This is a genomic window from Streptomyces sp. NPDC096324, from assembly GCF_044763015.1.
Taxonomy (GTDB): domain Bacteria; phylum Actinomycetota; class Actinomycetes; order Streptomycetales; family Streptomycetaceae; genus Streptomyces.
Window position 1 is genome coordinate 1 of sequence record NZ_JBIWFK010000023.1, and the last position, 20,609, is coordinate 20,609.

Sequence of the window (20,609 nt, forward strand, 5' to 3'; positions counted from 1 at the left end):
TCCAGATCCAGCACATGCCAGTCACCCGGCCGATTCCCCGCCATGCCGCAACCCCCGTCACGCCCGCCTCAACAACACCCGTACACACAAGCGAAGTTACTGGAGACGCCGCGGGGTGAGAAAGGGAAGCGGTCGCGGGAAGGCGCCTCGGACGGCTCTCCGCCCCCTGGGATACCACCCCGGGACGCCGTCGCGAGAAGTCGCCGTGGGAGGTCGCCCGGGGCGTCGCCGTCCGAGGTCGCCGGGGCGTCGCCGTGGGAGGTCCCGGCGCCAAGCCGCCGTCCGTTCAGTGCTCCGCGAATTACTGCTCCGCGAAGCGGAACGTGGAGGTGACGGCGTCGAAGACGTCGAAGAAGGAATCGGCCAGATCGAGGACCTGGCTGCTGCCGGCCACCAGGGCGACCTTGCCCTCCTGGCCGGGCACCGGGATGAACGTCTGCATGAGCACGGCCCGGATCGTGCGCTGGAGGCTGTCGTCCGGGACGACGATGTCCTCGATGCCGTACGTCCTCGCGGCAGGGCCGACGCCGGGTATCTCGACGGTGGTCACCTTGCGCCAGGCGTCGCCCTCCTTCTTCGCCTCCCGCACGGCGAGTTGTCCCGCGATGGCCTGCGGGTCCGTGGGAAGGGGCTCGCCGGTCCGCGTACGGCCGCCGACGATCGAGACGGTGACCGATCCGGTGATCGGGGTGTCCCCGCCGAACGACTCCGCCATGCAGCCGCAGTACAGGGCACCGGACTTCCAGGCGTCGGCGGCGGCCTTCCGGAGGAAGCCGATGTAGGTGTCGCGATGCCGCGCCAACTCCGGGTGACTCTCGATCCGTTCACTCACCATCCGCCGGATCGAGTCGTCCCGCGACTCCGGCCGCACGTCGAACTCCCACCACGATTCCGGCACCTTGATCCGGAACCCGCCGCGCTCGACGGTGAGGGTTTCGATGTAGCGGTCCATGGCGCCCCCGGGTGCGTCGTTCATCCTCTGCCTGGTGTGCGAACCGGACGTGTGTGTTCGACCTGTTCGGCTCGGATCAGCGTACGAGGTGCGGCGGACGCGGGGACAACACCCCGGAGACGAAGGGCTCCGCCCACGCGACGCACCTCCTGTGAAGGTGTCGAACGCAAACCCTGGGCGAGATGTGGAAGCGGCCCCGTCTCAGCACGGGCCGATGTGTCCCGGAACACCATCCGGCCACCGTAGGAAGCCAATTCACCCCGGAACACCCCGTATGCCCACGCCCACCGTGGGGTTTCCGCCTGGCGAAACCAACAGCCCCATGGATACCGTCATTGCCCTCGACCGACCTCACTCAACCGATGTCCCACGGGGAGTCCCTTGTGAAGCGCCGCTCTTTGCCCGTTGCTACCGCGTTCGCCGTGACAACAGCCTTGCTGTTGACGGCTTGTGGGGGCGGAGACGAGAGCCCGAAGGCGAACGACAAGATCGCCGGAGCGGACCAGGGAAGCACGGGTCCGGCTTCCCCGAGCGCGAGCCCTTCGGACAACGCCGACCGGCCGGACATCACTCTTCCGGGCGATGTGAAGGACGAGTTCGAGGGATGGAAGACAGGGGACGCGACAAAGGACGCTGTCCTGGCGGACGCGGGGCGGGCGCAGACGGCCACCAACTACGCCATCATCAAGGGAAATCCCGACGAACCGGCCCTCGCCTTCTACCGGCAGGGCGACGCCCTCGTCGGCGGCGCCCAATGGGTCAAGACCTTCGTGGACGCCGGAATCACGTACACCGGCACCGTCCGCTACTTCCGTCCCAGTGTGACGCTCTACGGAACGACATCCGCGGGAGTCACGTTCTGCACGGACGAAAGCAAGGCGTTCAACAAGAACGTGAAGACCAAGAAGGTCGACAAAACCCCGGTGACCAAGAACTCGTACGTCTACTACAACACTCACCTGAAGAAGGCCGGCAACGGCGTCTGGCAGACGACGCAGCTCGTCTCCGAGAGGGGCAGCGGCAAGTGCGCGCGCTAAGGTCCAAAGGCCGGGTACTCACCGTCGGCGCCCTTGCGACGACTTGTGTGCTGTTGCCCGGCCAGGCTTTCGCAGATCGCGGCACCGGCAGTTCCGACACCAGCGTCAACACATCCGCAAACCGCTCCGGCCACACGCTGGAGTCGCGGATCACGTACTCCGGCAGCGCCCGCGGAAAGGGTGGCAATTCCTCCGGCAACGTCACGCCCGTGGGGAACTGGACGCCGCCGGCCTGCTGGTACGAGCCCGTCTCGGCCGCCGAGTTCAAGAAGAAGGTCGAAGGCGAATACGACGAAGTCGTCAACGACCCCCAGCAGCCGAACTACGCCAAGTCGGCGACGGGCCAGTTCCGGGACATCTACAAAGACGGCAAGTACAAGGACTACAACCTCGACGAGGCCGGCGAGGGCAACTGGTGGGTATCCGTCCAAAACCCGAACCGTCTGGACGATCCCGCTGCCTTCACCTGCAGTGAGCTGCCGTTCTGGGTCCTGAACGGGGACGTTCCTCCGGTGAAGAACGCCGTGACTCCGGAGGTCCTGGCGGAACTCGCCTACAACAGAATCACGCTCCCCGAAACGAAAGTCACCCTCGCCCCCCGGGACATCACCAAGGTCAACCTGCCCACCTGGGCCTGGCTCGACAAAGCCACCTTCAAGGACGTGTCCGTCACCGCGTCCCTCAACGTCGCCGGCCTCAACATCTCCGCGATCACCACCGCGAAGCCGGTCTCCCTCACCCTGGAACCAGGCACCAGCGACGCCGAGACCTACCCGGCCTCCGGAGAGTGCCGCCTCAACGACGACGACTCGATCGGCGAGCCCTACGCCAAGGGGAAGGCCACCAAGACCCCACCCTGCGGCATCAAATACCTCCGCTCATCCGGCGACGGCACCTACAAACTCCGGTCCACCATCACCTGGGAAGTCAACTGGACCGGCACAGGAGGAGCAGGCGGCAACCTCCCCGACGGCACCTTCGGAACGACCCAGGACATCACGGTGCAGGAAATCCAGTCCGTCAACCATTGACAGCGCTGCCCGGCCTGAGGAACTCCGGCCAGCGACCACTCAGAAAGTCAGTGACCCACATGAGTGATCTCCGCCTCGAAGACACCATTTTCGAGGACCTGAAAAAGACTTTCGCCACGATCAGCGATCGCATGGAGACGACGCGCCGCACCCTCCAAGGGACGGACGCCTCGGCCGTAGGCGAAGGCAAGCTTGTCGAGGACGTACAGGACTTCGCCGACGACTGGGGCTACGGCATCAAGCAGCTCGGCAAGCACACCCACGACGCCGTCAAGATGATCAACAAGATCGGCGACTCCTTCGGCAAACTCGACCTGGATCTCGCCGAGTCGCTCAAGACCTCGAACAAGAAGGGCAAATGAGGTGGCAGGAAAGCGTCCGGCCTTTCCCCACATAGGCTGGGACCCCACGCCGGGAGACGTGGAGGACACCCGAGACCTGGCCAAGAAGCTCGGAGGCCTGGCGACCGAGCTGGGCACCGCGCTCCGTGAGCTGGAACGGATTGAATGCGGTGCGTGGAAGGGCAAGACGGCCCTGGCCTTCACCGAATACATCGGGAACGACGTCACTCCTCTCATCCGCAAGAGTCACGACTCCTTCGACAAGGCGTCGCACGCTCTCCACCGGTGGGCCGGAGAACTCAAGGAGTTCCAGGATGAGGCGGACCGGCTCGAGAAGTCCGCGGGCGAGGTCCTCGAAGCCAGGGAGAAGGCCGACCAGAAGGCCGACGGCAAGGGCAGTGAGGAATTCGGCAAAGCCTCCAGTGCGGTGAACGAGGTCACCAACAAGGTCCATGACCTCGAAGACCGTTACAGAAAGGCCGCCGGACTGATCGGGAAGGATCTCGACAAGGCAGCCGACATCGCGCCGGATGAGCCCGGCTTCTGGGACAAGCTGGGGCACGGCATCGCGGACACCTGGGATGCCACCGGTCAGTGGATCAAGGACCACGCCGATCTGATCGCCTTCATCGGCGACCTGCTGAGCGACCTCACCGCGATTCTGGGCCTGCTCGCGATCATCACCATCCCCTTCGAGCCTCTCGGTGCCATCTTCGGTGCCGCAGCCCTACTCACCAGCGGACTCGCTCTGCTGACGCACTCCATCGCCAAGGCGGCCGGGGCGGACGTCAGCTGGATGGAGCTGGGTACGGATGCGCTCGGTCTCCTTCCCGGCATCGGCCTTTTCAGCAAGGGCGTCAAGGTGGCCACAAAGGCCACAGCCATCGAGCGGGCGGCGATGTTCGGCAAGGGAATGCGAGGCGCCGACCTCGCGGCGGGAACGCGCAACATCCTCGCGACCGGAGATCTCGCGACGAAGGTGGATGGCGGGCTCAGCCTGCTGGGCAAGCGAGTGGTGCTGGGCGGATCGTTCGAGAAGATCGGTCTCATCAGCTCCGAATCCGGAACGATGAACCGTCTCGCGGGACTCGCCGAGGCGGGCTACCACCAGGGGCAGTGGGTCGGAACCAAAGGGCTGAAGCTCATCACTGGTGGCAAGCTCTCGTTGAACCCCGAGCAACCCCTGGGTATCGCCATCGACGCTGCCGGAAAGATCGGACCCAAGGTCACTACCATCACGCAGCACATCGGAGAAGCAATCAATCCCGGCGACCGCTTCCACCAAGCGGCCACCTCACACTGAAGGCGTCAATCGGATGGCTACTTGGCAACCGCTCCCCGGCGAGACCGTCCTGGCACGAAGTCCCGGAAGCTTCGCGACGGGTACTGCCGACGCGGTCGCTGGCATGCGCTGGTTCCGTGACACGGAACGCAGCGACATCCAGGACCAACTGACAGGATGGCCCGAAGGCCCGGTCTTCACCATCCGTTCGAAGTCGGAAAGACGAGTCCGGGCTGCCGGAGCGTTCGGCGTCCGTGCCGCTGCTCTCGCTGTCCTGGGGGCGGTGGAGACCCTGGCAGCCGCCGGGAGCATCGGCAGCAGCCCTCGGGGTACAGGCCGTTCACACGACCACGAGAACGAGGTCGATGACTTCCCCGTCATGTGGGCAGCGTCCGGCACCGTCGCGCGCACGCTCCCGTGGCAGCTCGATCCGGGCCGGTGCCCTGAGCGATACCGCACCCACATCGTCATCACGGACCGGCGGGTACTCGTGCTCGGCTTTCCCGACGACGACACCACCCGAGATGAAGTGCTCTGGCAGGCGGACCGGGCCGGTATCGCGAGTGTCGAACGTCGAACGTTCACCAAGGTGGGCCTGGAGGCAGTGATCACCTTCACGGACCGTTCGTGGTGCAGGCTAGCCCCGCCGAACGCCAGCGACCATTGGGAGGTCGTGCGCCATCTCGCCTACGCCTCGACGGTCGTCACGCCTGAGGAGCTGACTCCGGGCCAGAAGGAGACGGTGGCCGCTTTCACGGCCGAGCACCCGTCCTTCCGCACCGTGGTCACCCGAAGGCCCAGCGGTAACTTCACGATCGAAGTGACATCCGAACCGGATCCCGACCCGCGGGAGGGCAGCGACCCGCAGCTCAGACTCATGGGGCCGGACGGCGAGCACGTGAACTTCGAACCCGGCGATCTCTGAGCGGAACGGCCACATGACCACTCCCACGAACACCGTCCCACCGGCCTCCGCCGACCCGTCAGACATTCCGCCTATATGGTTCACCGTCCCTGACGGCTTCTTCGCTCTTCCGGTGGCCCTCACCCCGGAAGAGCGCGACACCCTCGCCCACTCGTTCGTCCGCGAGCTCTACTCACAGGGCGACGAGTCGTTGTGGACCCCGGCGGCTCCCTACTACGCCGCGATCGCCGAATACATGGCCGACGAAGGCGTTTCGTACGCCGCCACGGGACTCTTCTCCACCGAGGAAGGCGGCGTCGCCCAATGCGCCTTCACCGTGGCCGCCGTGGAGACCGACCAGACGGATCCGGACATCGCCGCTCACGGCACGCTCGCCATTCTCGCCGCGGATCCGCTGAACGACGCCCGCTGGCTGGACCTCCCCTGTGGCCCAGCGGTCTCCTGTGTGACGCTGCGCGAGTTCACACTGCAGCCGGAAGTCACAGCGACGGGAGAGGAGACCAAACTCCTCACCGGCCAAATCCAGGTCCATGTTCCTTTCACCACAGGTCCGTACACGGCGATCTTCACGCTTTACACCGCTTCAACCGAGTACTGGGCCGAGTTCTGTGACCTGCTGATAGCAGTTTTGCGCACGGTGTCCTTCATCGACCCCGCTGAAGACACCGGCGCCGCCGCCGACTCTCCCTGAGGGACGAAGTTCCGACAGCGCCGCGTCGCACGGACCCGGGGGTGACGGGGCGCCCTGCACCCCGTCACCCCCGGTGCGGTCCGCCAGGTCCGGCTGTCAGCCCTTGACACCCTTGGCCAGCTGATCATCCAGATCCTCATAGGCCTTCGCCGCGTCCTCAAGGAACTTGGCCATTCCCTTGAGGCCCTCAAGGGTTTCCTTCATGCCCTTGGTGAACTCCTTGAAGGAGTCGTCGAAGGCCTGGGAACCCTTGGACGTCGTGTAGCCGTCGGCCACGAGGCCGTCGATGTAGCTGTCGAGGCCGTGGAGCTTGTCCTCCATCTTCTCCTTCTCGTGGCCAAGTCGCTTGGCAGCGCCCCGCATCTTCTCGTAAGTGATGTCCGCGTCTTTGCCGCCGGCCATGTGGCGTCCTCCATGCTTCAACTCGCCGCAGGGCCAACCCCCGTGGCTCCTGATGCGGATGGTGCGATCGTCCGCGTCGAGCAAGCAGCTTACTTACGGCGCTTGCAGGCGCACACCCCGGTTGTGTCACGAGCGCGCACCAAGGGCCTTTCCCGGCCCGGGCCTTCGTTGTTCCCTCACACGGGCCGTTGCCTGCGGGAAGCGGTGAGCGGATAGGGTCGGAAGCACTGTGGCCCGCGTTCCGGAAGCGGCCCTCGGTGTCTGGGGGAGGACGAGCGTGCGGCTGACTCTGACCGTCGTCGACCCGCTCGGCGGCGCCACCGCCGATGTGGTTCTCGACGCGGATCCCGAGTCCTCGGTGGGGGACATCGCCAAAGAGCTCGCGGAGCACGTCGGTTACGGGGGCGGCGCGCAGATCATCCCCATCGGCCATCACCAGGGGGCCGCGGGCGGCGGTGCGCCGGTCGCGTACGTGGACGGCCATCCCGTCGACCCCACCGCGACCATCGCCACCTCGCCGCTGCGCGAGGGCGCCGTCGTGAGTCTGCACGACCCGGCCGGCTGCCTGCCCGGCGAGCCGGCCGGACTGGTCGAACTGCGGGTGGCGGGCGGCCCGTCGGCGGGTGCCGTGCACAGGCTCGGGATCGGCCGGTACGACATCGGCGCCGGACCGGCCTCGTACATCCGGATCGACGATCCCGAACTTCCGCAAAGAGCACTGACGTTGTCAGTCGCAACGGACGGAACGTGCGGCGTCACCGTGCACGGGGAGAAGAAGGGCGTCACCCTCGACGGCGAACCCGTCGAGGAACGCGAGGGCGACGGCTGGCCCCTCGGCGGCCAGGTAGCGATCGGCAACACCCTTCTCCAGCTCGACCGTTACACCCCGCCCGACGCCGCTCTGAAGTGGTCGGACGACGGCGCCGGCCTCGACTACAACCGGCCCCCTCGACTGCATCCGCCCGAGCGCGAGACGAAGTTCCGGCTGCCCAGCCCCGTACGGGACTACGAGGCCCGGCCGCTGCCCTGGCTGATGGCGCTGACGCCGCTGGTCAGCGCCATCGTCATGGTGCTGGTCTTCGGGCGCTGGTACTACATGATCATGGCTCTGCTGAGCCCGCTCATCATGCTCGGCAACTACTTCATGGACAAGAAGCAGGGCCGCAAGTCCCACGCCAAGCAGGTCAAGGAGTACAACGAGCACAAGGCGCGGATCGAGAAGGACGCCCAGGAGGCACTGCTCGCCGAACGCCTCGACCGGCGCCGGGCGATCCCCGATCCGGCGACCGTGCTGTCACTGGGCACCGGACCCCGCACCCGGCTGTGGGAGCGGCGCCGCACCGACGCCGACCATCTGCTGCTGCGCGTCGGCACCGGACAACTCCCGTCCGAGGTCGTGCTCGACGATCCCGAGCAGGACGACCACAAGCGCCAGGTCACCTGGACCATCGAGGACGCGCCGGTCTCCCTCCCGCTCGCCGAGCGCGGTGTCGTCGGCATCGCCGGGCCCGGCGACTCGGCGCAGGCACTGGGCCGTTGGGCCGTCGCGCAGACCGCGGTGCTGCACAGCCCGCTGGACGTCCAGTTCTACGTCCTGACGGAGAGCAGCGGCCAGGAGAGCTGGGACTGGGTGCGCTGGCTCCCGCACAGCCGGCCCGCCGGCGCCCAGGACGCCAACGTGCTCATCGGCACGGACGCCGAGACGGTCGGCGCCCGCATCGGCGAGCTGACCCAGCTCCTCGACGCCCGTCAGAAGGCCGCCAGGCAGAACGGCAACAAGGCCTCGTTCAGCGATCCCGACATCGTCGTCGTCTGGGACGGCTCCCGGCGGCTGCGGTCCATGCCGGGTGTGGTGCGGCTGTTGCGCGAGGGCCCCGCCATGTCCATGTACGCGATCTGTCTGGACGCCGAGGAGCGGTTCCTGCCCGGCGAGTGCCAGGCCATCGTCATCGCGGAGCCGAAGCCCGAGGAACACCCGGACGCGCAGACGCCCGCCAGGACCGCGCCGACCGCCCCCGGCGGCTTCCCCTCCTTCCACGCGTGGCACGCCACCGAGACCGACGACTCCGCCACCGGCACGTCCAAGGCGCTCGAACTGCGGCTGCGGGTGCAGCAGACGGGCGTCGCCCGCGTACGGGACGTACGGCCCGACTTCGTGTCGGCGGCCTGGAGTTCCCGGCTCGCGCGCGCCCTGTCCGCGCTGCGCGACATCAGCGGCGAGACCGAGGACTCCGCCCTGCCCGGCGCAAGCCGGCTGCTCGACGTACTGGGACTGGAACCACCGACCGGGGACGCGATCAGCGCGCGCTGGCGGATGGGCGGGCAGTCGACGACGGCGGTCATCGGTGAGTCGTACGACGGCCCGTTCGGCATCGACATGCGGCGCGACGGCCCGCACGGTCTGATCGCCGGTACGACGGGCTCCGGAAAGTCCGAGCTGCTCCAGACGATCGTGGCGTCGCTGGCCGTGGCCAACACCCCCGAGAACATGACCTTCGTCCTCGTCGACTACAAGGGCGGCTCGGCGTTCAAGGACTGCGTCCAACTCCCGCACACCGTCGGCATGGTGACCGACCTCGACGCCCATCTCGTCGAGCGTGCGCTGGAATCGCTCGGCGCCGAGCTCAAGCGGCGCGAGCACATCCTGGCCGACGCCGACGCCAAGGACATCGAGGACTACCAGGACCTCGTACGCCGTGATCCCTCGCACCCGTCCGTGCCCCGACTCCTCATCGTCATCGACGAGTTCGCCTCCATGGTGCGCGACCTGCCCGACTTCGTGACGGGTCTGGTCAACATCGCCCAGCGAGGCCGTTCGCTCGGCATCCATCTTCTGCTGGCCACCCAGCGGCCGAGCGGTGTCGTTTCGCCCGAGATCCGGGCCAACACCAACCTCCGCATAGCGCTGCGCGTCACCGACGGCGGCGAGTCGAGCGACGTCATCGACTCCCCCGAGGCCGGGCACATCTCCAAGAACACACCGGGCCGCGCGTACGTCCGTCTCGGGCACGCCTCGCTCGTACCGTTCCAGTCGGGACGCGTCGGTGGCCGCCGGCCCGGTGCCGCCGACCCGGCGGCGCTCGCACCCTGGGCGGGCCCCCTCGGCTGGTCGGACCTCGGGCGGGCCACGCTGGTCAAGCCGAAGGCCGAACAGCGCGAGGAGGAGGAGATCACCGACCTCAAGGTGCTGGTCGACGCCGTGCGCGAGGCCAACCGGGCCCTCGGTATCCCACCCCAGCACAGCCCCTGGCTGCCCGCCCTCGCCGAGACGCTGCTGCTCGACGAGATCACCGCGCCCGCGTTCCGGGGCGGTCCCGGCAAGCTGCCGCCCGCCCCGTACGGCGTCGAGGACCTGCCCGCCGACCAGGCCCGCCGGCCCGTCGTGGTGGACTTCGCCTCCTTCGGGCATCTGCTCATCGGCGGCGCCCCCCGCAGCGGACGATCGCAGATCCTGCGCACGATCGCGGGCTCGCTGGCCCGCACCCACTCGGCGGCCGACGTCCATCTGTACGGCATCGACTGCGGCAACGGCGCGCTCAACGCGCTGGCCCGGCTGCCGCACTGCGGCGCCGTCGTCGGCCGCAACCAGACCGAGCGCGTGGTCCGCCTCATCGCCCGCCTGAAGGGTGAACTGACCCGCAGACAGGACCTGTTGGCGGACAAGGGCTTCGCGGACATCGGCGAGCAGCGGGCCGCGTCGGGGGCGGAGGAACGGCTCCCGCACATCGTGGTGCTGCTCGACCGGTGGGAGGGCTGGCTGCCGACGCTCGGCGAGTACGACCACGGCGACCTGACCGACCAGCTCACCGCCATGATGCGGGAGGGCGCGAGCGTCGGACTGCACCTGGTGATGACGGGCGACCGCCAGATCCTCTCCACCCGGATCGGCTCGCTCACCGAGGACAAGTACGCCCTGCGGCTCGCCGACCGCTCCGACTTCTCACTGATCGGCGTCAACGCGCGCAAGATCCCCGAGGAGATCCCGCCCGGCCGCGGTTACCGCAACGAGCACGGCACCGAGACCCAGTTCGCCCTGCTCACGGAGGACTCCACCGGTCAGGGCCAGGCCGCGGCGCTGACCGCGATCGGCGAGGCCGCCGCGGTACGGGACGCCGAACTGCCGCGCGCCCGGCGCCCGTTCCGGGTCGACGTGCTGCCCACCCGGATCGGCTTCGCCGACGCCTGGGAGATGCGCGACCCGGAGGCCTCCCGCTCCCGGCTGTGGAGCCTGGTGGGCATCGGCGGCGACGACGTCAGGGGCTTCGGCCCGGACCTCTCCCGGGGCGTGCCGACGTTCGTCGTCGCGGGCCCCGCCAAGTCCGGCCGCAGTACGACGCTGATGAACATGGCCCGGTCGTATCTGGCCCAGGGCGTACGGCTGGTCGTCGCGGCGCCCCGCCCGTCACCGTTGCGCGAACTGGGCGGCCAGGAAGGCGTGTTGAAGGTCTTCGACGAGGACGACATCGAGGGCGACGACCTGCGCGAGGCCATCGACTCGGCGACACCCGAGGAGCCGATCGTGGTGCTGGTCGACGACGGCGAGGTCCTGGAGGACTGCGACGCCGAGACGGTCTTCAAGCGGATCGTGCAGCGCGGCGGCGAACGCGGCCTCGGCCTGGTCATCGCCGGCGACGAGGAGGACGTGTGCAGCGGGTTCTCCGGCTGGCAGGTCGAGATGAAGAAGGGCCGCCGCGGCATCCTGCTGTCTCCGCAGGACTCCTCCGCGGGTGAGCTGATCGGCATTCGCACGAACCGCAGCATGGTCGGCGGTCCCGTCGCCCCCGGCAAGGGCCTGCTGCACCTGGGCGACGGGGAGCCGCTGACGGTGACGACACCGATGTAGGCCGTCGGCCCGTGCGGGCAGGGCGGCGGGAGCCAGAGAGAGGGATCCGGTGGGCGGGTCGGCGAGACCGAAGCGGCGGAGGGCCACGAAGGGCGCGCTGGGCCATGAGCATGTACGGCGGCGGCCGTCCACGGGGCAGCAGGCACGCGAGAAGACGTCCTGGAAGAACGTGGGCGGGGGCTGTCTGATCCTGCTGGCGGCCCTGGCGGCGAGCGCCGCGTTCGGGATGACCGCGGAGGCCTGGGGGCAGGAGCTCTGGGGCCGTGCCGCTCCCGCCTCGCCCGGCGGCGGGTACGGCTTCGCGGCCGCGGTCGGAGCCGTGCTGCCGTTCGGGCTCGCCGCCCTGATCGCGCCGCTTTCACGGATGAAGTGGAAGGAGAGGCCGCTCCGTTCGCTCGGCTGGGCGGCCGCCTCCCTGCCCGGTCTCGCCGCCTGCTGCTTCTGCGCGCTGGTGGTGTTCACGACCTCGCGCCCGAAGTACCACCGCGACTGGAACCCCGGCTGCTACAGCCGGGGCAACCCCTGCTGGGTGCACGTCGAGTACCCCTGGGTCTGGGCTCTCGGCCTGCTCTCGACGGTGCTCGCCACCGCCGTGCTGTTCACCGTGCTCTTCAGGATCGACAAGGCCCGCCGGAGCGCGGCGGCCGCCTGAACCGGGAGGTCCGGCCGCCGTCCGGTCACCCCACCTTGGTCATCCTGGCCACCGGGTCCCCCGCCTCGGCGTTGTCCGTCTCGTACGTGAGGTCGCTGCCGACGGGCGTCAGCCGGACCTCGTGGCGGCCCGTCGTGCAGACGTCCCGGTTGGACTCCGAGGCCACGCTCGTGGCGACGAGCAGCTTCTTCGTGACCTTCTTGAGGACGAGGACGTCGTCGCAGATGCCGCCGATCTGGTCGGTCTGCCGGAACGTGCCCAACTCCTGTCCCACGGACGCCTGATGGACGGTGACACGGAAGGTCCCCATGGGGAGGGTGCCGCTGAGGCCGAGACCGGGGCCCTCCCAGGTGCCGAGGTAGGAAGCCGGGATCGCGGACAGCTCGCCGCCCTGATCGGACCCGCTCCTCGTCGGGGCCGGTTCCGGGGCGCTCGCCGTGGAACCCGGCCGCGTGGCGCTCACCGACGGATCGGAGCCGGTGGCGCTCCGGCTCGCCGACGGGCGCCCGCCCGCCACGTTCCCCCCGTCGTCGGCGCCGCCGCCCGGCAGCAGGTCGAAGAGGAACGCGGATCCCACGGTCACCGCCGCCAGCGCTCCCACGACGGCGAGTGCGACCGTGCAGCTCATCCTGCGGCCCTGTCCCCCGGCCCCCGGCGCGGAGGTGGCCGCCACACTGACCGAGAGCTTGCCGGGCCGGTCGGCCGGGCGCGGGTCCGCCGTCCCTTCACGGTGTACGGCGTCCTGGGGCCCGGCGGTCCTGGCGTCGCCCTGCCGCGGCACGTAGGGAGGCATCGCGGGCGGCGGCCCGAAGCCCGGCGGAGGGGGCCCGAAGCCCCCGCCACCGGACGGCGCGTCGCCGAGCCCGGCACCCGTCCCAGACCCCGCACCCGTCCCCGTCCCTGTCGCCCGGCCCGCCTCGACCGACGGACTGCTGAAGCCCAGGAGCCCGGAGGGCGTGGCCTGCGCGGCCCCCGTCGCCTCCAGGTTCAGCAGTTGTACGGCACTTCGGCTCACCCGCTCGACCAGGGCGCCCGGCAGCCAGCCCGCCGACACCAGCCGGGCGGCGCCCTGCGGTGCGAGCCGGACGGCGACCTCGCCCGGAGTGGGCCGCGCCGCGGGCTCCTTGGCCAGGCAGGCCGCCACCAGTTCGCGCAACTCGCCTTCGAGGGAGTCGAGTCGCGGCTCCTCGTGCACCACTTTGTAGAGGAGGGAGGCGGAGGAGTCGCCGGGGAAGGGAGGCTCGCCGGTGGCGGCGTACGCGAGGACCGCGCCGAGCGAGAAGACGTCCGCGGCTCCCGTGACGCCCTTGCCGAGGATCTGCTCGGGGGACATGTAGCCGGGTGAGCCGACCGAGACCCCCGTCGAGGTGAGGGAGGCGGTGCCGTCCGTGGCCCGGGCGATGCCGAAGTCGATGAGGAGCGGACCGTCGAGGGTGAGCAGCACGTTGGAGGGCTTGACGTCACGGTGGACGAGGCCCAGCGCGTGGACCGCGGTGAGCGCCTCGGCCAGACCGGCGCCGAGCACGCGCGCGGAGTGGACCGGGAGCGCCCCGCCGTCGGCGATCGCCTGCGTCAGGGAGGGGCCGGCCGCGTAGCCGGTGGCGACCCAGGGGACCGGGGCCTCCGGGTCCGCGTCCAGGACCGGCGCCGTCCACGCGCCGCCCACCCGCCGCGCCGCCTCGACCTCGCGGCGGAAGCGGGCGCGGAACTCCTCGTCGAGCGCGAAGTGCGGATGCACGATCTTGACCGCGACCGTACGTCCGCCCGCGCTGCGTCCCAGATACACGCGCCCCATGCCGCCGGACCCCAGCCGGCCGAGCAGCCGGTAGGGCCCCACGACCGTGGGTTCGTCGGCTCCGAGCGGCTGCATGGCACTCACGGTTCCCCCTCCCCCGTACACACTGCCCAGCAGCGTAGTGCCGTGCGCGCCCCCTGCCCCGAAACTACCGGGACCGGGGCCGGCGTCTCATGGCTGAAGGAGCCGTACGTTCACGTCCGCCGGGAACCCGGTGGTCGAGCCGACCCGGCGCGCGAACTCCCGTACGGCCTCGAGCTGCGGGCCGCCGAAGCGGAAGTCGAGCGTCGTGAAGTACTGCTCCAGGACGGACTCGTCGAACTCCTCCCACCGGGCCGCCTGCTCGGCGACCTTGGAGACCTCGTCGAGGGAGAGGTCCCGGGAGGAGAGGAAGGCCTGGTGCACCTTGCGGGTGACGAGCGGCTCGCGCTCCAGGTAGTCGCGCCGGGCCGCCCACACGGCGAAGACGAACGGCAGGCCCGTCCACTCCTTCCACAGCGCGCCGAGGTCGTGCACCTGGAGCCCGTACTTCGGTCCGTCCAGCAGGTTGGCGCGCAGCGCCGCGTCGCCGATGAGGACGGCGGCGTCGGCCTCCTGCATCATCAGGCTCAGATCGGGCGGGCACGTGTAGTACGAGGGCCGCACCCCGACCTTCTCGGCCAGCAGGAGCTGGGCGAGCCGCACGGAGGTGCGCGAGGTCGAGCCGAGGGCGACGCGGGCGCCGTCCAGTTGGTCGAGGGGGACCTGGGAGACGATCACGCAGGACATCACGGGTCCGTCGCAGCCGACGGCGATGTCCGGAAAGGCGACGAGGTCGTCGGCGTGCTTGAGGAACTCGACGAGCGTGATGGGCCCGATGTCGAGGTCCCCCCGCACGAGCTTCTCGCTGAGCTTCTCGGGGGTGTCCTTGGTGAGCTCGAAGTCGAGGAGCGTGCCCGTTCTCGCGAGCCCCCAGTACAGGGGCAGGCAGTTCAGGAACTGGATGTGGCCGACGCGCGGCCGGGTGCGAGAATTGTCCACATCGCGAGGCTAGACCCCATCCGCCGACGGGCGGGCTCCAGGGTCGGCGTGTGCGGGTGGAAACCCTCCCGACGCCCCATGTCAACCGTTGTGACACCCCGGAGTCAACGCACGTCAGACCCCTGACACCCGTGCGAAGCACCCGTCTGGATGACGTGATCTTCGCCTCTATTGCTTTCGGCTGCCTGCGTGCTAGGCTCGCCGCAAGTTGCAGTTTGGTTTCCCTTGCAGTACAGAGCCTGCGGAGCATGTGACCGCGGGCTCTCGTCGTTTTCAGACGTATGCAGTTGTTTACACAATCGCAGGTTCTGGAGCAGGGCAACCCTTTGGGCCCAAGGAGGGCTTATGGCTACCGGAACCGTGAAGTGGTTCAACGCCGAAAAGGGCTTTGGTTTCATTGCCCAGGAAGGCGGCGGCCCGGACGTCTTCGTCCACTACTCCGCGATCAACGCGAACGGTTTCCGTTCGCTCGAAGAGAACCAGTCGGTTTCCTTCGACGTCACGCAGGGTCCGAAGGGCCCGCAGGCGGAGAACGTCACTCCGCTCTAAGCCTGCGGCTCCATGAGCCCAAAGCTTTGATCCGGAACGGATAGCAGTACCCAAGGAGCCCTGCACCAGCCGGTAGCGGGGCTCCTGCCTTTTCGCCGTCACGCGGGGGCTACGTCGCGTACAGGGCCTCTATCTCCCTGCCGAAGTCCTTCTCGATCGCCGCGCGCCGCAGCTTCATGGACGGGGTGAGGTGGCCGGCCGCCTCGGTGAAGTCGACGGGCAGGACGCTGAAGCGGCGGATGGACTCGGGGCGCGAGACGTGCCGGTTGGCCTCGTTCACGGCACGCTGCAGGATGGCCAGCAACTCCGGATCGTCCATGACGAGTTCGGGCGGAACCGGGTGCTTGCCGTTCATCCGGCGCCAGTGGGCGACGCCCTCGGGGTCGAGGGTGATGAGGGCGGAGACGAAGGGGCGGCGGTCCCCGAGGACCATGCACTGGGCGATCAGCGGATGGGAGCGGAGAAAGTCCTGGAGGGGCGCCGGGGCGACGTTCTTGCCGCCCGCGGTGATCAGGATCTCCTTCTTGCGGCCGGTGATGGAGAGATAGCCGCCGTCGTCCAGTTCTCCGATGTCACCGGTGGCGAACCAGCCGTCCGGGGCGGCGTCGACGACACCGCCCGCGTGCGGGTCCCAGTAGCCGCGGAAGACCTGCGCGCCGCACAGCAGCACCTCCCCGTCGGCGGCGATCCGCACCCGGGTGCCCGGCAGGGGCCGGCCCACCGTGCCGAGGCGCGGTTTCTGCGGGGGCGTGACCGTCGCGGCGGCCGTGGTCTCCGTGAGTCCGTACCCCTCGAAGATCTCGATGCCGGCTCCCGCGTAGAAGGCGGCGAGCCGGCGGCCGAGCGGGGACCCGCCGCAGATGGCGTGCCGGACCCGGCCGCCGAGGGCGTTGCGGATACGGCGGTAGACCAGGGGGTCGTAGAGGGCGCGGGCGGCACGGAGGGACCGGCTCGGGCCGGGACCTGTGCCGTGCTGCCGGGCCTCGACGGCCTCGCCGTACTTCTGGGCGATCCGGGCCGCCCGGTCGAAGGACGAGCCGCGGCCCATCCGTTCGGCGGTGGCGCGGCCGGTGTTGAAGACCTTCTCCAGGACGTACGGGATGGCGAGCAGGAAGGTCGGCTTGAACGAGGCCAGGTCCGCGAGGAGTTCCTCGGTCTGGAGGCTGGGCGCGTGACCGAGTTTCACCCGCGCGCGCAGACAGGCCACGGCCACCATGCGGCCGAAGACGTGCGAGAGGGGAAGGAAGAGGAGGGTGGAGGCGGGGTCCTGGGAGCGGGCCTTGAAGATCGGGTAGAGCAGTTCGACGGCGTTGTCGACCTCGGCGAAGAAGTTGCCGTGGGTGAGGGCGCAGCCCTTGGGGCGGCCGGTGGTGCCCGAGGTGTAGATCAGGGTGGCGAGGGTGTCCGGGCCCAGCACCCCACGCCGTACGGTCACTTCCTGGTCCGGGACGTCGCGGCCGAGCTCCGCGAGACGCTCCACGTGGCCCTTCTCGAAGACCCACATGTGCCGCAGATCGGGGATGTGCGGGAGCTCGGGGCCGAGCGCGGCGGCCTGCGCCACGGACTCCACGGCGAGCGCGACGGCACCCGAGTCCTGGAGGATCCAGCGGGTCTGGAAGACCGAGGAGGTCGGGTAGACCGGCACGGTGACCAGGCCGGCGGCCCAGGCGGCGAAGTCGAGGAGGGTCCATTCGTACGTCGTCCGGGCCATGATCGCGATCCGGTCGCCCGGCACCAGCCCCTCCGCGATCAGCCCCTTGGCCACCGCGAGGACCTCGTCCGCGAACTCGGCGGCGCTCACGTCCCGCCAGCCCTCGCCGTCCGGGGTCTTCCGGCTGAGGACGGGGTCCAGCGGGGCGGCGGCCGCGTTGTCGAACGGGATGTCCGCGAGGGAGCCGTGCGTCACCTGGCCCACGATCGGCGGCATCGCGACCTCGCGCACGACACCGTCCAGCCGCTTGATCTCGGGCTCCGGCAGAGGAGGGGCGGAGTCGGACGAGTAGGGGCTGGACACGGGGCGGCTCCTTGTCGGCCGGGGGGCCGGGGCGGGTGCAAGGCGTGTTCGGGCTCGGCGGAGCGCGCGGCGGCGCGAAATCTCATACGGCCCTGGGGAGTGGGGGGTTCAGGGGTCGGGGCAACCCGGTGAGACGGGGATCCTACGGCGCCGAAGTGTGGGCTTTGTGACGCATTGCCACAGGTGGAGTGCGGGTTACCCGGGGTAGCTGTGCCCTTTGCCGAGCCATGACTCCCGGCGCCGACAGCCCTGGTGAACCCGGGGCCAGGACACCCCGCACCGGCACCCCGAAGGCCTCCAACCCCACCCCCGGACAGCCGACCCCCTGAGAGATCGCCGCATCCCATCTCGACCCCCGCCCTCCTTCTGACGTAGCCTTACCCCCGGTAACTTACTCCAGAGTCACCTCCTGCCCGCCCGGAAGCCGGACCATGCCGCCGCCGCGCGGAACCGCACCGCCCGCTCGCGGAACCCCGCAGCACCCCACCCGCTCGCCGAACCCCGCACCACCCCACCGTCACCGAACCCCGCGCCGCACCGCCCGCCGAGAGCCGCACCTTCCCCGTCCGCCTGGAGACTCCGATGCGCACTCAGCCGCCCGTCCGCCCCGAGCCGCGGACGCACAGCCTCGACGCCGCCCCCGCGCTCGTCCCGCTGCTGGCCCGCGGCGCCCTGCTCTCCCCCTTCAAGCGGCCCCGCCCGGACGCCCCCGTCCCCGCCACCCGGCTCGTCCTCTCCGGTGCGCGGATCGACCTCGCCCATCTCGCCGCGTACGAGCGGGTGTGCGGGTTCCCGACCGGCGCCGACGCCCTGCCGGTCACGTATCCGCACGTGCTCGCCTTCCCGCTGGCGATGCGGGTCATGGCGGGGCGCGCGTTCCCGCTTCCGCTGCTCGGGCTGGTGCACACCTCGATCGGGATCACCCGGCACCGGGAGTGCCCGGCGAACGCGGAGTACGAACTCGCGGTGCTGGTGGAGAAGCTGGCGCCGCACCGGCGGGGCACGGAGGCGACCGTGCTGACCGAGGCACGGGTCCACGGCACGCTCGTATGGGAGTCGCGGAGCACCTACCTGGCCCGGCACAGCCCACGGAACCCGCCCAAGGCTCCCGCCCGGTCCCACGACCAGCCCCTGAACCCGGACCTGGACCACGACCACGGCCGGAACCCGGACCCGGCGCACCGCCAGGCCTCCGACGCCCGGCGGGGCTCCGGGACGCTGCCCGCCCTCGCCGAGTGGCGGCTCGGTCCGGACGTCGGGCGTCGCTACGGTGCCGTCTCCGGGGACCGCAACCCCATCCATCTGCACCCCCTCACCGCCCGCCTCTTCGGCTTCCCGCGTGCCATCGCGCACGGCATGTGGACGGTCGCCCGCTGCCTCGCCGAGTACGGCCCGGGACAAGCGGTCGACGTGCGGGCCGAGTTCAGGGCGCCGGTACCGCTGCCCGGGGTGGTGACGTACGCCGCGCGGGGGCCGGAGTTCGAGCTCCGCTCGGGCGGACGGGTCCATCTGACCGGCGCCGTACGCCCGACGCGGCCGCGAGACGCGTGAACTTCGGGCGAACAGTGCGTGGCGAAAGCCCCCGTCGAACCTTCCCTCCTTCGTCAACTCGCAGGTGAGAACGTTGCGTTGAGGAAGCTCTCACAGTGCACACCCAGTGCGCCAAGGTGGCTTCAAGCAGCCCCTCATCCCACGCTCAGACACCGTTCCTAGCCTCGGTCCACCCCCGGCCGCCGCCAGGAAAGGCACCGAAGCATGCCCCCCAGACGAATCGCCGTCATCGCCGACTCCGACACCCGTTGGAAGTGGGGAGCGTCCGTCGCCCGGCAGATCGCTCCCGACCACGCACTCGACGCGCTCTTCCTGCGCACCCGGGCCACGCCGACGGAGCGCCAACTGGCGGAGATCGGCATCGTGCCGGACACCCGGCGCGACGTCACGGTGGCGGAGCTGGTCGACGACGGGGAACTCGCCGCCGCCGACGTGCTCGTCCTGGCCACCGCGGGAGGCACCACGCTCGCGCTCACCCACGGCCTGGGCATCGCGTGGGAGGGCAGGGAACGGCGGCCGGTCACCGTCACGGGATACGTCGGGGTCGTGTACGAGAAGATGGTCGACGGGCTGATGACCCGGGCCGGCACCGACCTCGTCCTCGCCAACAGCGCCTACGACGCGGACCGTTTCCGCGAAGCGTTCGCGAGCGTCGGCGTCGACCCCGGCTCGGTGGTGGAGTGCGCCCTGCCCTTCCTCGGCGGGGAGCCGTACGCGCCGTCCGCGGAGCGGCCCTTCACGCTCACCTTCGCCGTCCAGCCGTCGGTGCCCAAGGGCCGGGTGTCCCGGCTCGAACTGCTGGAGCGGGCGGCGGCCCACGCGCGACGGCACCCCGACCGGCTGGTGCTGATGAAACTGCGCAGCCTCCCCGGCGAGCACACCACACACGTCGAGGCCGACCCGTACCAGCTCCTCATCGAGAGGATGACCGAGCCGGCCCCGGACAACCTGCGTCTCGTCTACGGCAACATGGGCGAAGTCCTGGACCGCACCGACCTGTTGGTGACGGTCAGCTCGACGGCCGCCCTCGAGTCGATGCACCGCGGCATCCCGACCGCGATCCTCACCGACTTCGGGGTCCGCGAGGCGCACGGCAACCACTACTTCGTGCACTCGGGCTGCCTCGCCTCCTGGGACGACCTGGACGCCGGCGCGACACCGCGCGTCGACCCGGCCTGGGCGGCACGGCAGGGCGTCGGCAAGAGCGATCCGTACGCCGCCGCCCGCGCCCGGGTCGCCGCGCTCGGGGCGGCGGGCCGGCTGCCGGCACTGCGGCCGTACTACTCACCGCAGCGGGCGGGGGCGTATCTCGCCGGCATCCTGGAGCGCAACGGCCTCGACGAGAAGGGCCGGCCGCTGCCGCTCACGGCCGGCGCGAGCGGCGGAGGCCCGGTGCGCACGGTGATCCGCCGGGCCGCGCGCAGCGGCGCCAAGTCCCTCTACCGGGTGGGCCGTGAGCGGGTGGCCCCCGCGCTGCGCCGGTGGGGCCAGGCCTGACCCCGCCCGGAACGGCCCGCCCCCGCC

Annotated in this window: 16 protein-coding genes; 11 read left to right on the forward strand and 5 right to left on the reverse strand. The window is 70.0% G+C overall.

From position 1 onward, the window contains the following. Positions 1–301: 301 nt before the first annotated feature. Positions 302–952 carry a hypothetical protein gene (locus ACIQ7M_RS38085; RefSeq protein ID WP_403653160.1) on the reverse strand — a complete coding sequence of 217 codons (651 nt, stop codon included), beginning with the start codon at positions 950–952 and terminating at the stop codon, positions 302–304. 422 nt (positions 953–1,374) lie between these two features. Here ACIQ7M_RS38085 and ACIQ7M_RS38090 point away from each other — a divergent pair, with 422 nt between their 5' ends. The 6 genes from ACIQ7M_RS38090 to ACIQ7M_RS38115 all read left to right on the forward strand — a co-directional run bounded on the left by ACIQ7M_RS38090 (position 1,375) and on the right by ACIQ7M_RS38115 (position 6,259). Beyond that, on the forward strand, positions 1,375–1,989 hold the full coding sequence (locus ACIQ7M_RS38090) for a hypothetical protein (RefSeq protein WP_403652993.1): 615 nt from the start codon (positions 1,375–1,377) through the stop codon (positions 1,987–1,989). A gap of 209 nt (positions 1,990–2,198) precedes the next feature. Continuing rightward, complete coding sequence (locus ACIQ7M_RS38095) at positions 2,199–3,020, forward strand: hypothetical protein (RefSeq protein WP_403652996.1); 822 nt, start codon at positions 2,199–2,201, stop codon at positions 3,018–3,020. 59 nt (positions 3,021–3,079) lie between these two features. Continuing rightward, positions 3,080–3,382: a hypothetical protein gene (locus ACIQ7M_RS38100; protein WP_403652998.1), complete on the forward strand. Its 303-nt coding sequence runs from the start codon at positions 3,080–3,082 to the stop codon at positions 3,380–3,382. A gap of 58 nt (positions 3,383–3,440) precedes the next feature. After that, the gene (locus tag ACIQ7M_RS38105) at positions 3,441–4,664 is read left to right on the forward strand and encodes an enoyl-CoA hydratase/isomerase family protein (protein ID WP_403653001.1); all 1,224 of its coding nucleotides are present in this window, start codon (positions 3,441–3,443) and stop codon (positions 4,662–4,664) included. A gap of 358 nt (positions 4,665–5,022) precedes the next feature. Continuing rightward, a complete protein-coding gene (locus tag ACIQ7M_RS38110; protein WP_403653004.1) occupies positions 5,023–5,568 on the forward strand; it encodes a hypothetical protein in 546 nt (181 codons plus the stop codon). A gap of 112 nt (positions 5,569–5,680) precedes the next feature. Next, positions 5,681–6,259, forward strand: a complete 579-nt coding sequence (locus tag ACIQ7M_RS38115) for a hypothetical protein (RefSeq protein WP_403653007.1) — start codon at positions 5,681–5,683, stop codon at positions 6,257–6,259. 96 nt (positions 6,260–6,355) lie between these two features. Here the strand turns inward: ACIQ7M_RS38115 and ACIQ7M_RS38120 are convergent, their stop codons facing one another. Beyond that, a complete protein-coding gene (locus ACIQ7M_RS38120) occupies positions 6,356–6,661 on the reverse strand; it encodes a WXG100 family type VII secretion target (RefSeq protein WP_164369568.1) in 306 nt (101 codons plus the stop codon). 277 nt (positions 6,662–6,938) lie between these two features. Between ACIQ7M_RS38120 and ACIQ7M_RS38125 the strand changes: the two genes are divergently transcribed. Both ACIQ7M_RS38125 and ACIQ7M_RS38130 read left to right on the forward strand, forming a co-directional pair. Then, the gene (locus ACIQ7M_RS38125; RefSeq protein WP_403653010.1) at positions 6,939–11,504 is read left to right on the forward strand and encodes an FtsK/SpoIIIE domain-containing protein; all 4,566 of its coding nucleotides are present in this window, start codon (positions 6,939–6,941) and stop codon (positions 11,502–11,504) included. Between the two features lie 49 nt (positions 11,505–11,553). Beyond that, on the forward strand, positions 11,554–12,156 hold the full coding sequence (locus ACIQ7M_RS38130) for a hypothetical protein (protein WP_403653013.1): 603 nt from the start codon (positions 11,554–11,556) through the stop codon (positions 12,154–12,156). A 25-nt stretch (positions 12,157–12,181) separates the two neighbouring features. Here the strand turns inward: ACIQ7M_RS38130 and ACIQ7M_RS38135 are convergent, their stop codons facing one another. Together ACIQ7M_RS38135 and ACIQ7M_RS38140 are read right to left on the reverse strand one after the other, a co-directional pair. Then, complete coding sequence (locus ACIQ7M_RS38135) at positions 12,182–14,026, reverse strand: serine/threonine-protein kinase (RefSeq protein ID WP_403653163.1); 1,845 nt, start codon at positions 14,024–14,026, stop codon at positions 12,182–12,184. 96 nt (positions 14,027–14,122) lie between these two features. Next, on the reverse strand, positions 14,123–14,971 hold the full coding sequence (locus tag ACIQ7M_RS38140) for a menaquinone biosynthesis protein (RefSeq protein ID WP_355762557.1): 849 nt from the start codon (positions 14,969–14,971) through the stop codon (positions 14,123–14,125). 345 nt (positions 14,972–15,316) lie between these two features. Here ACIQ7M_RS38140 and ACIQ7M_RS38145 point away from each other — a divergent pair, with 345 nt between their 5' ends. Beyond that, complete coding sequence (locus tag ACIQ7M_RS38145) at positions 15,317–15,520, forward strand: cold-shock protein (RefSeq protein ID WP_037627265.1); 204 nt, start codon at positions 15,317–15,319, stop codon at positions 15,518–15,520. A 109-nt stretch (positions 15,521–15,629) separates the two neighbouring features. On the opposite strand, the gene ACIQ7M_RS38150 is transcribed toward ACIQ7M_RS38145, so the two are convergent. Further along, positions 15,630–17,534 (reverse strand): AMP-dependent synthetase/ligase, encoded by a 1,905-nt coding sequence (locus ACIQ7M_RS38150; RefSeq protein WP_355762554.1) that lies wholly within the window; start codon positions 17,532–17,534, stop codon positions 15,630–15,632. Positions 17,535–18,116: 582 nt separating this feature from the next. Between ACIQ7M_RS38150 and ACIQ7M_RS38155 the strand changes: the two genes are divergently transcribed. Both ACIQ7M_RS38155 and ACIQ7M_RS38160 read left to right on the forward strand, forming a co-directional pair. Then, positions 18,117–19,085, forward strand: coding sequence for a MaoC/PaaZ C-terminal domain-containing protein (locus ACIQ7M_RS38155; RefSeq protein WP_403653017.1), 969 nt, complete (start codon positions 18,117–18,119; stop codon positions 19,083–19,085). A gap of 204 nt (positions 19,086–19,289) precedes the next feature. Beyond that, positions 19,290–20,582 (forward strand): DUF6716 putative glycosyltransferase, encoded by a 1,293-nt coding sequence (locus tag ACIQ7M_RS38160; protein ID WP_403653020.1) that lies wholly within the window; start codon positions 19,290–19,292, stop codon positions 20,580–20,582. Positions 20,583–20,609: the final 27 nt, after the last annotated feature.

What these genes read in the sequence shown, in the direction of transcription:
- ACIQ7M_RS38145 (WP_037627265.1), top strand. Translation starts at nt 15,317, where the DNA reads ATGGCTACCGGAACCGTGAAGTGGTTCAACGCCGAAAAGGGCTTTGGT.
- ACIQ7M_RS38085 (WP_403653160.1), bottom strand. Translation starts at nt 952, where the DNA reads ATGGACCGCTACATCGAAACCCTCACCGTCGAGCGCGGCGGGTTCCGG.
- ACIQ7M_RS38120 (WP_164369568.1), bottom strand. Translation starts at nt 6,661, where the DNA reads ATGGCCGGCGGCAAAGACGCGGACATCACTTACGAGAAGATGCGGGGC.
- ACIQ7M_RS38110 (WP_403653004.1), top strand. Translation starts at nt 5,023, where the DNA reads ATGTGGGCAGCGTCCGGCACCGTCGCGCGCACGCTCCCGTGGCAGCTC.
- ACIQ7M_RS38100 (WP_403652998.1), top strand. Translation starts at nt 3,080, where the DNA reads ATGAGTGATCTCCGCCTCGAAGACACCATTTTCGAGGACCTGAAAAAG.
- ACIQ7M_RS38155 (WP_403653017.1), top strand. Translation starts at nt 18,117, where the DNA reads ATGCGCACTCAGCCGCCCGTCCGCCCCGAGCCGCGGACGCACAGCCTC.
- ACIQ7M_RS38160 (WP_403653020.1), top strand. Translation starts at nt 19,290, where the DNA reads ATGCCCCCCAGACGAATCGCCGTCATCGCCGACTCCGACACCCGTTGG.
- ACIQ7M_RS38135 (WP_403653163.1), bottom strand. Translation starts at nt 14,026, where the DNA reads ATGCAGCCGCTCGGAGCCGACGAACCCACGGTCGTGGGGCCCTACCGG.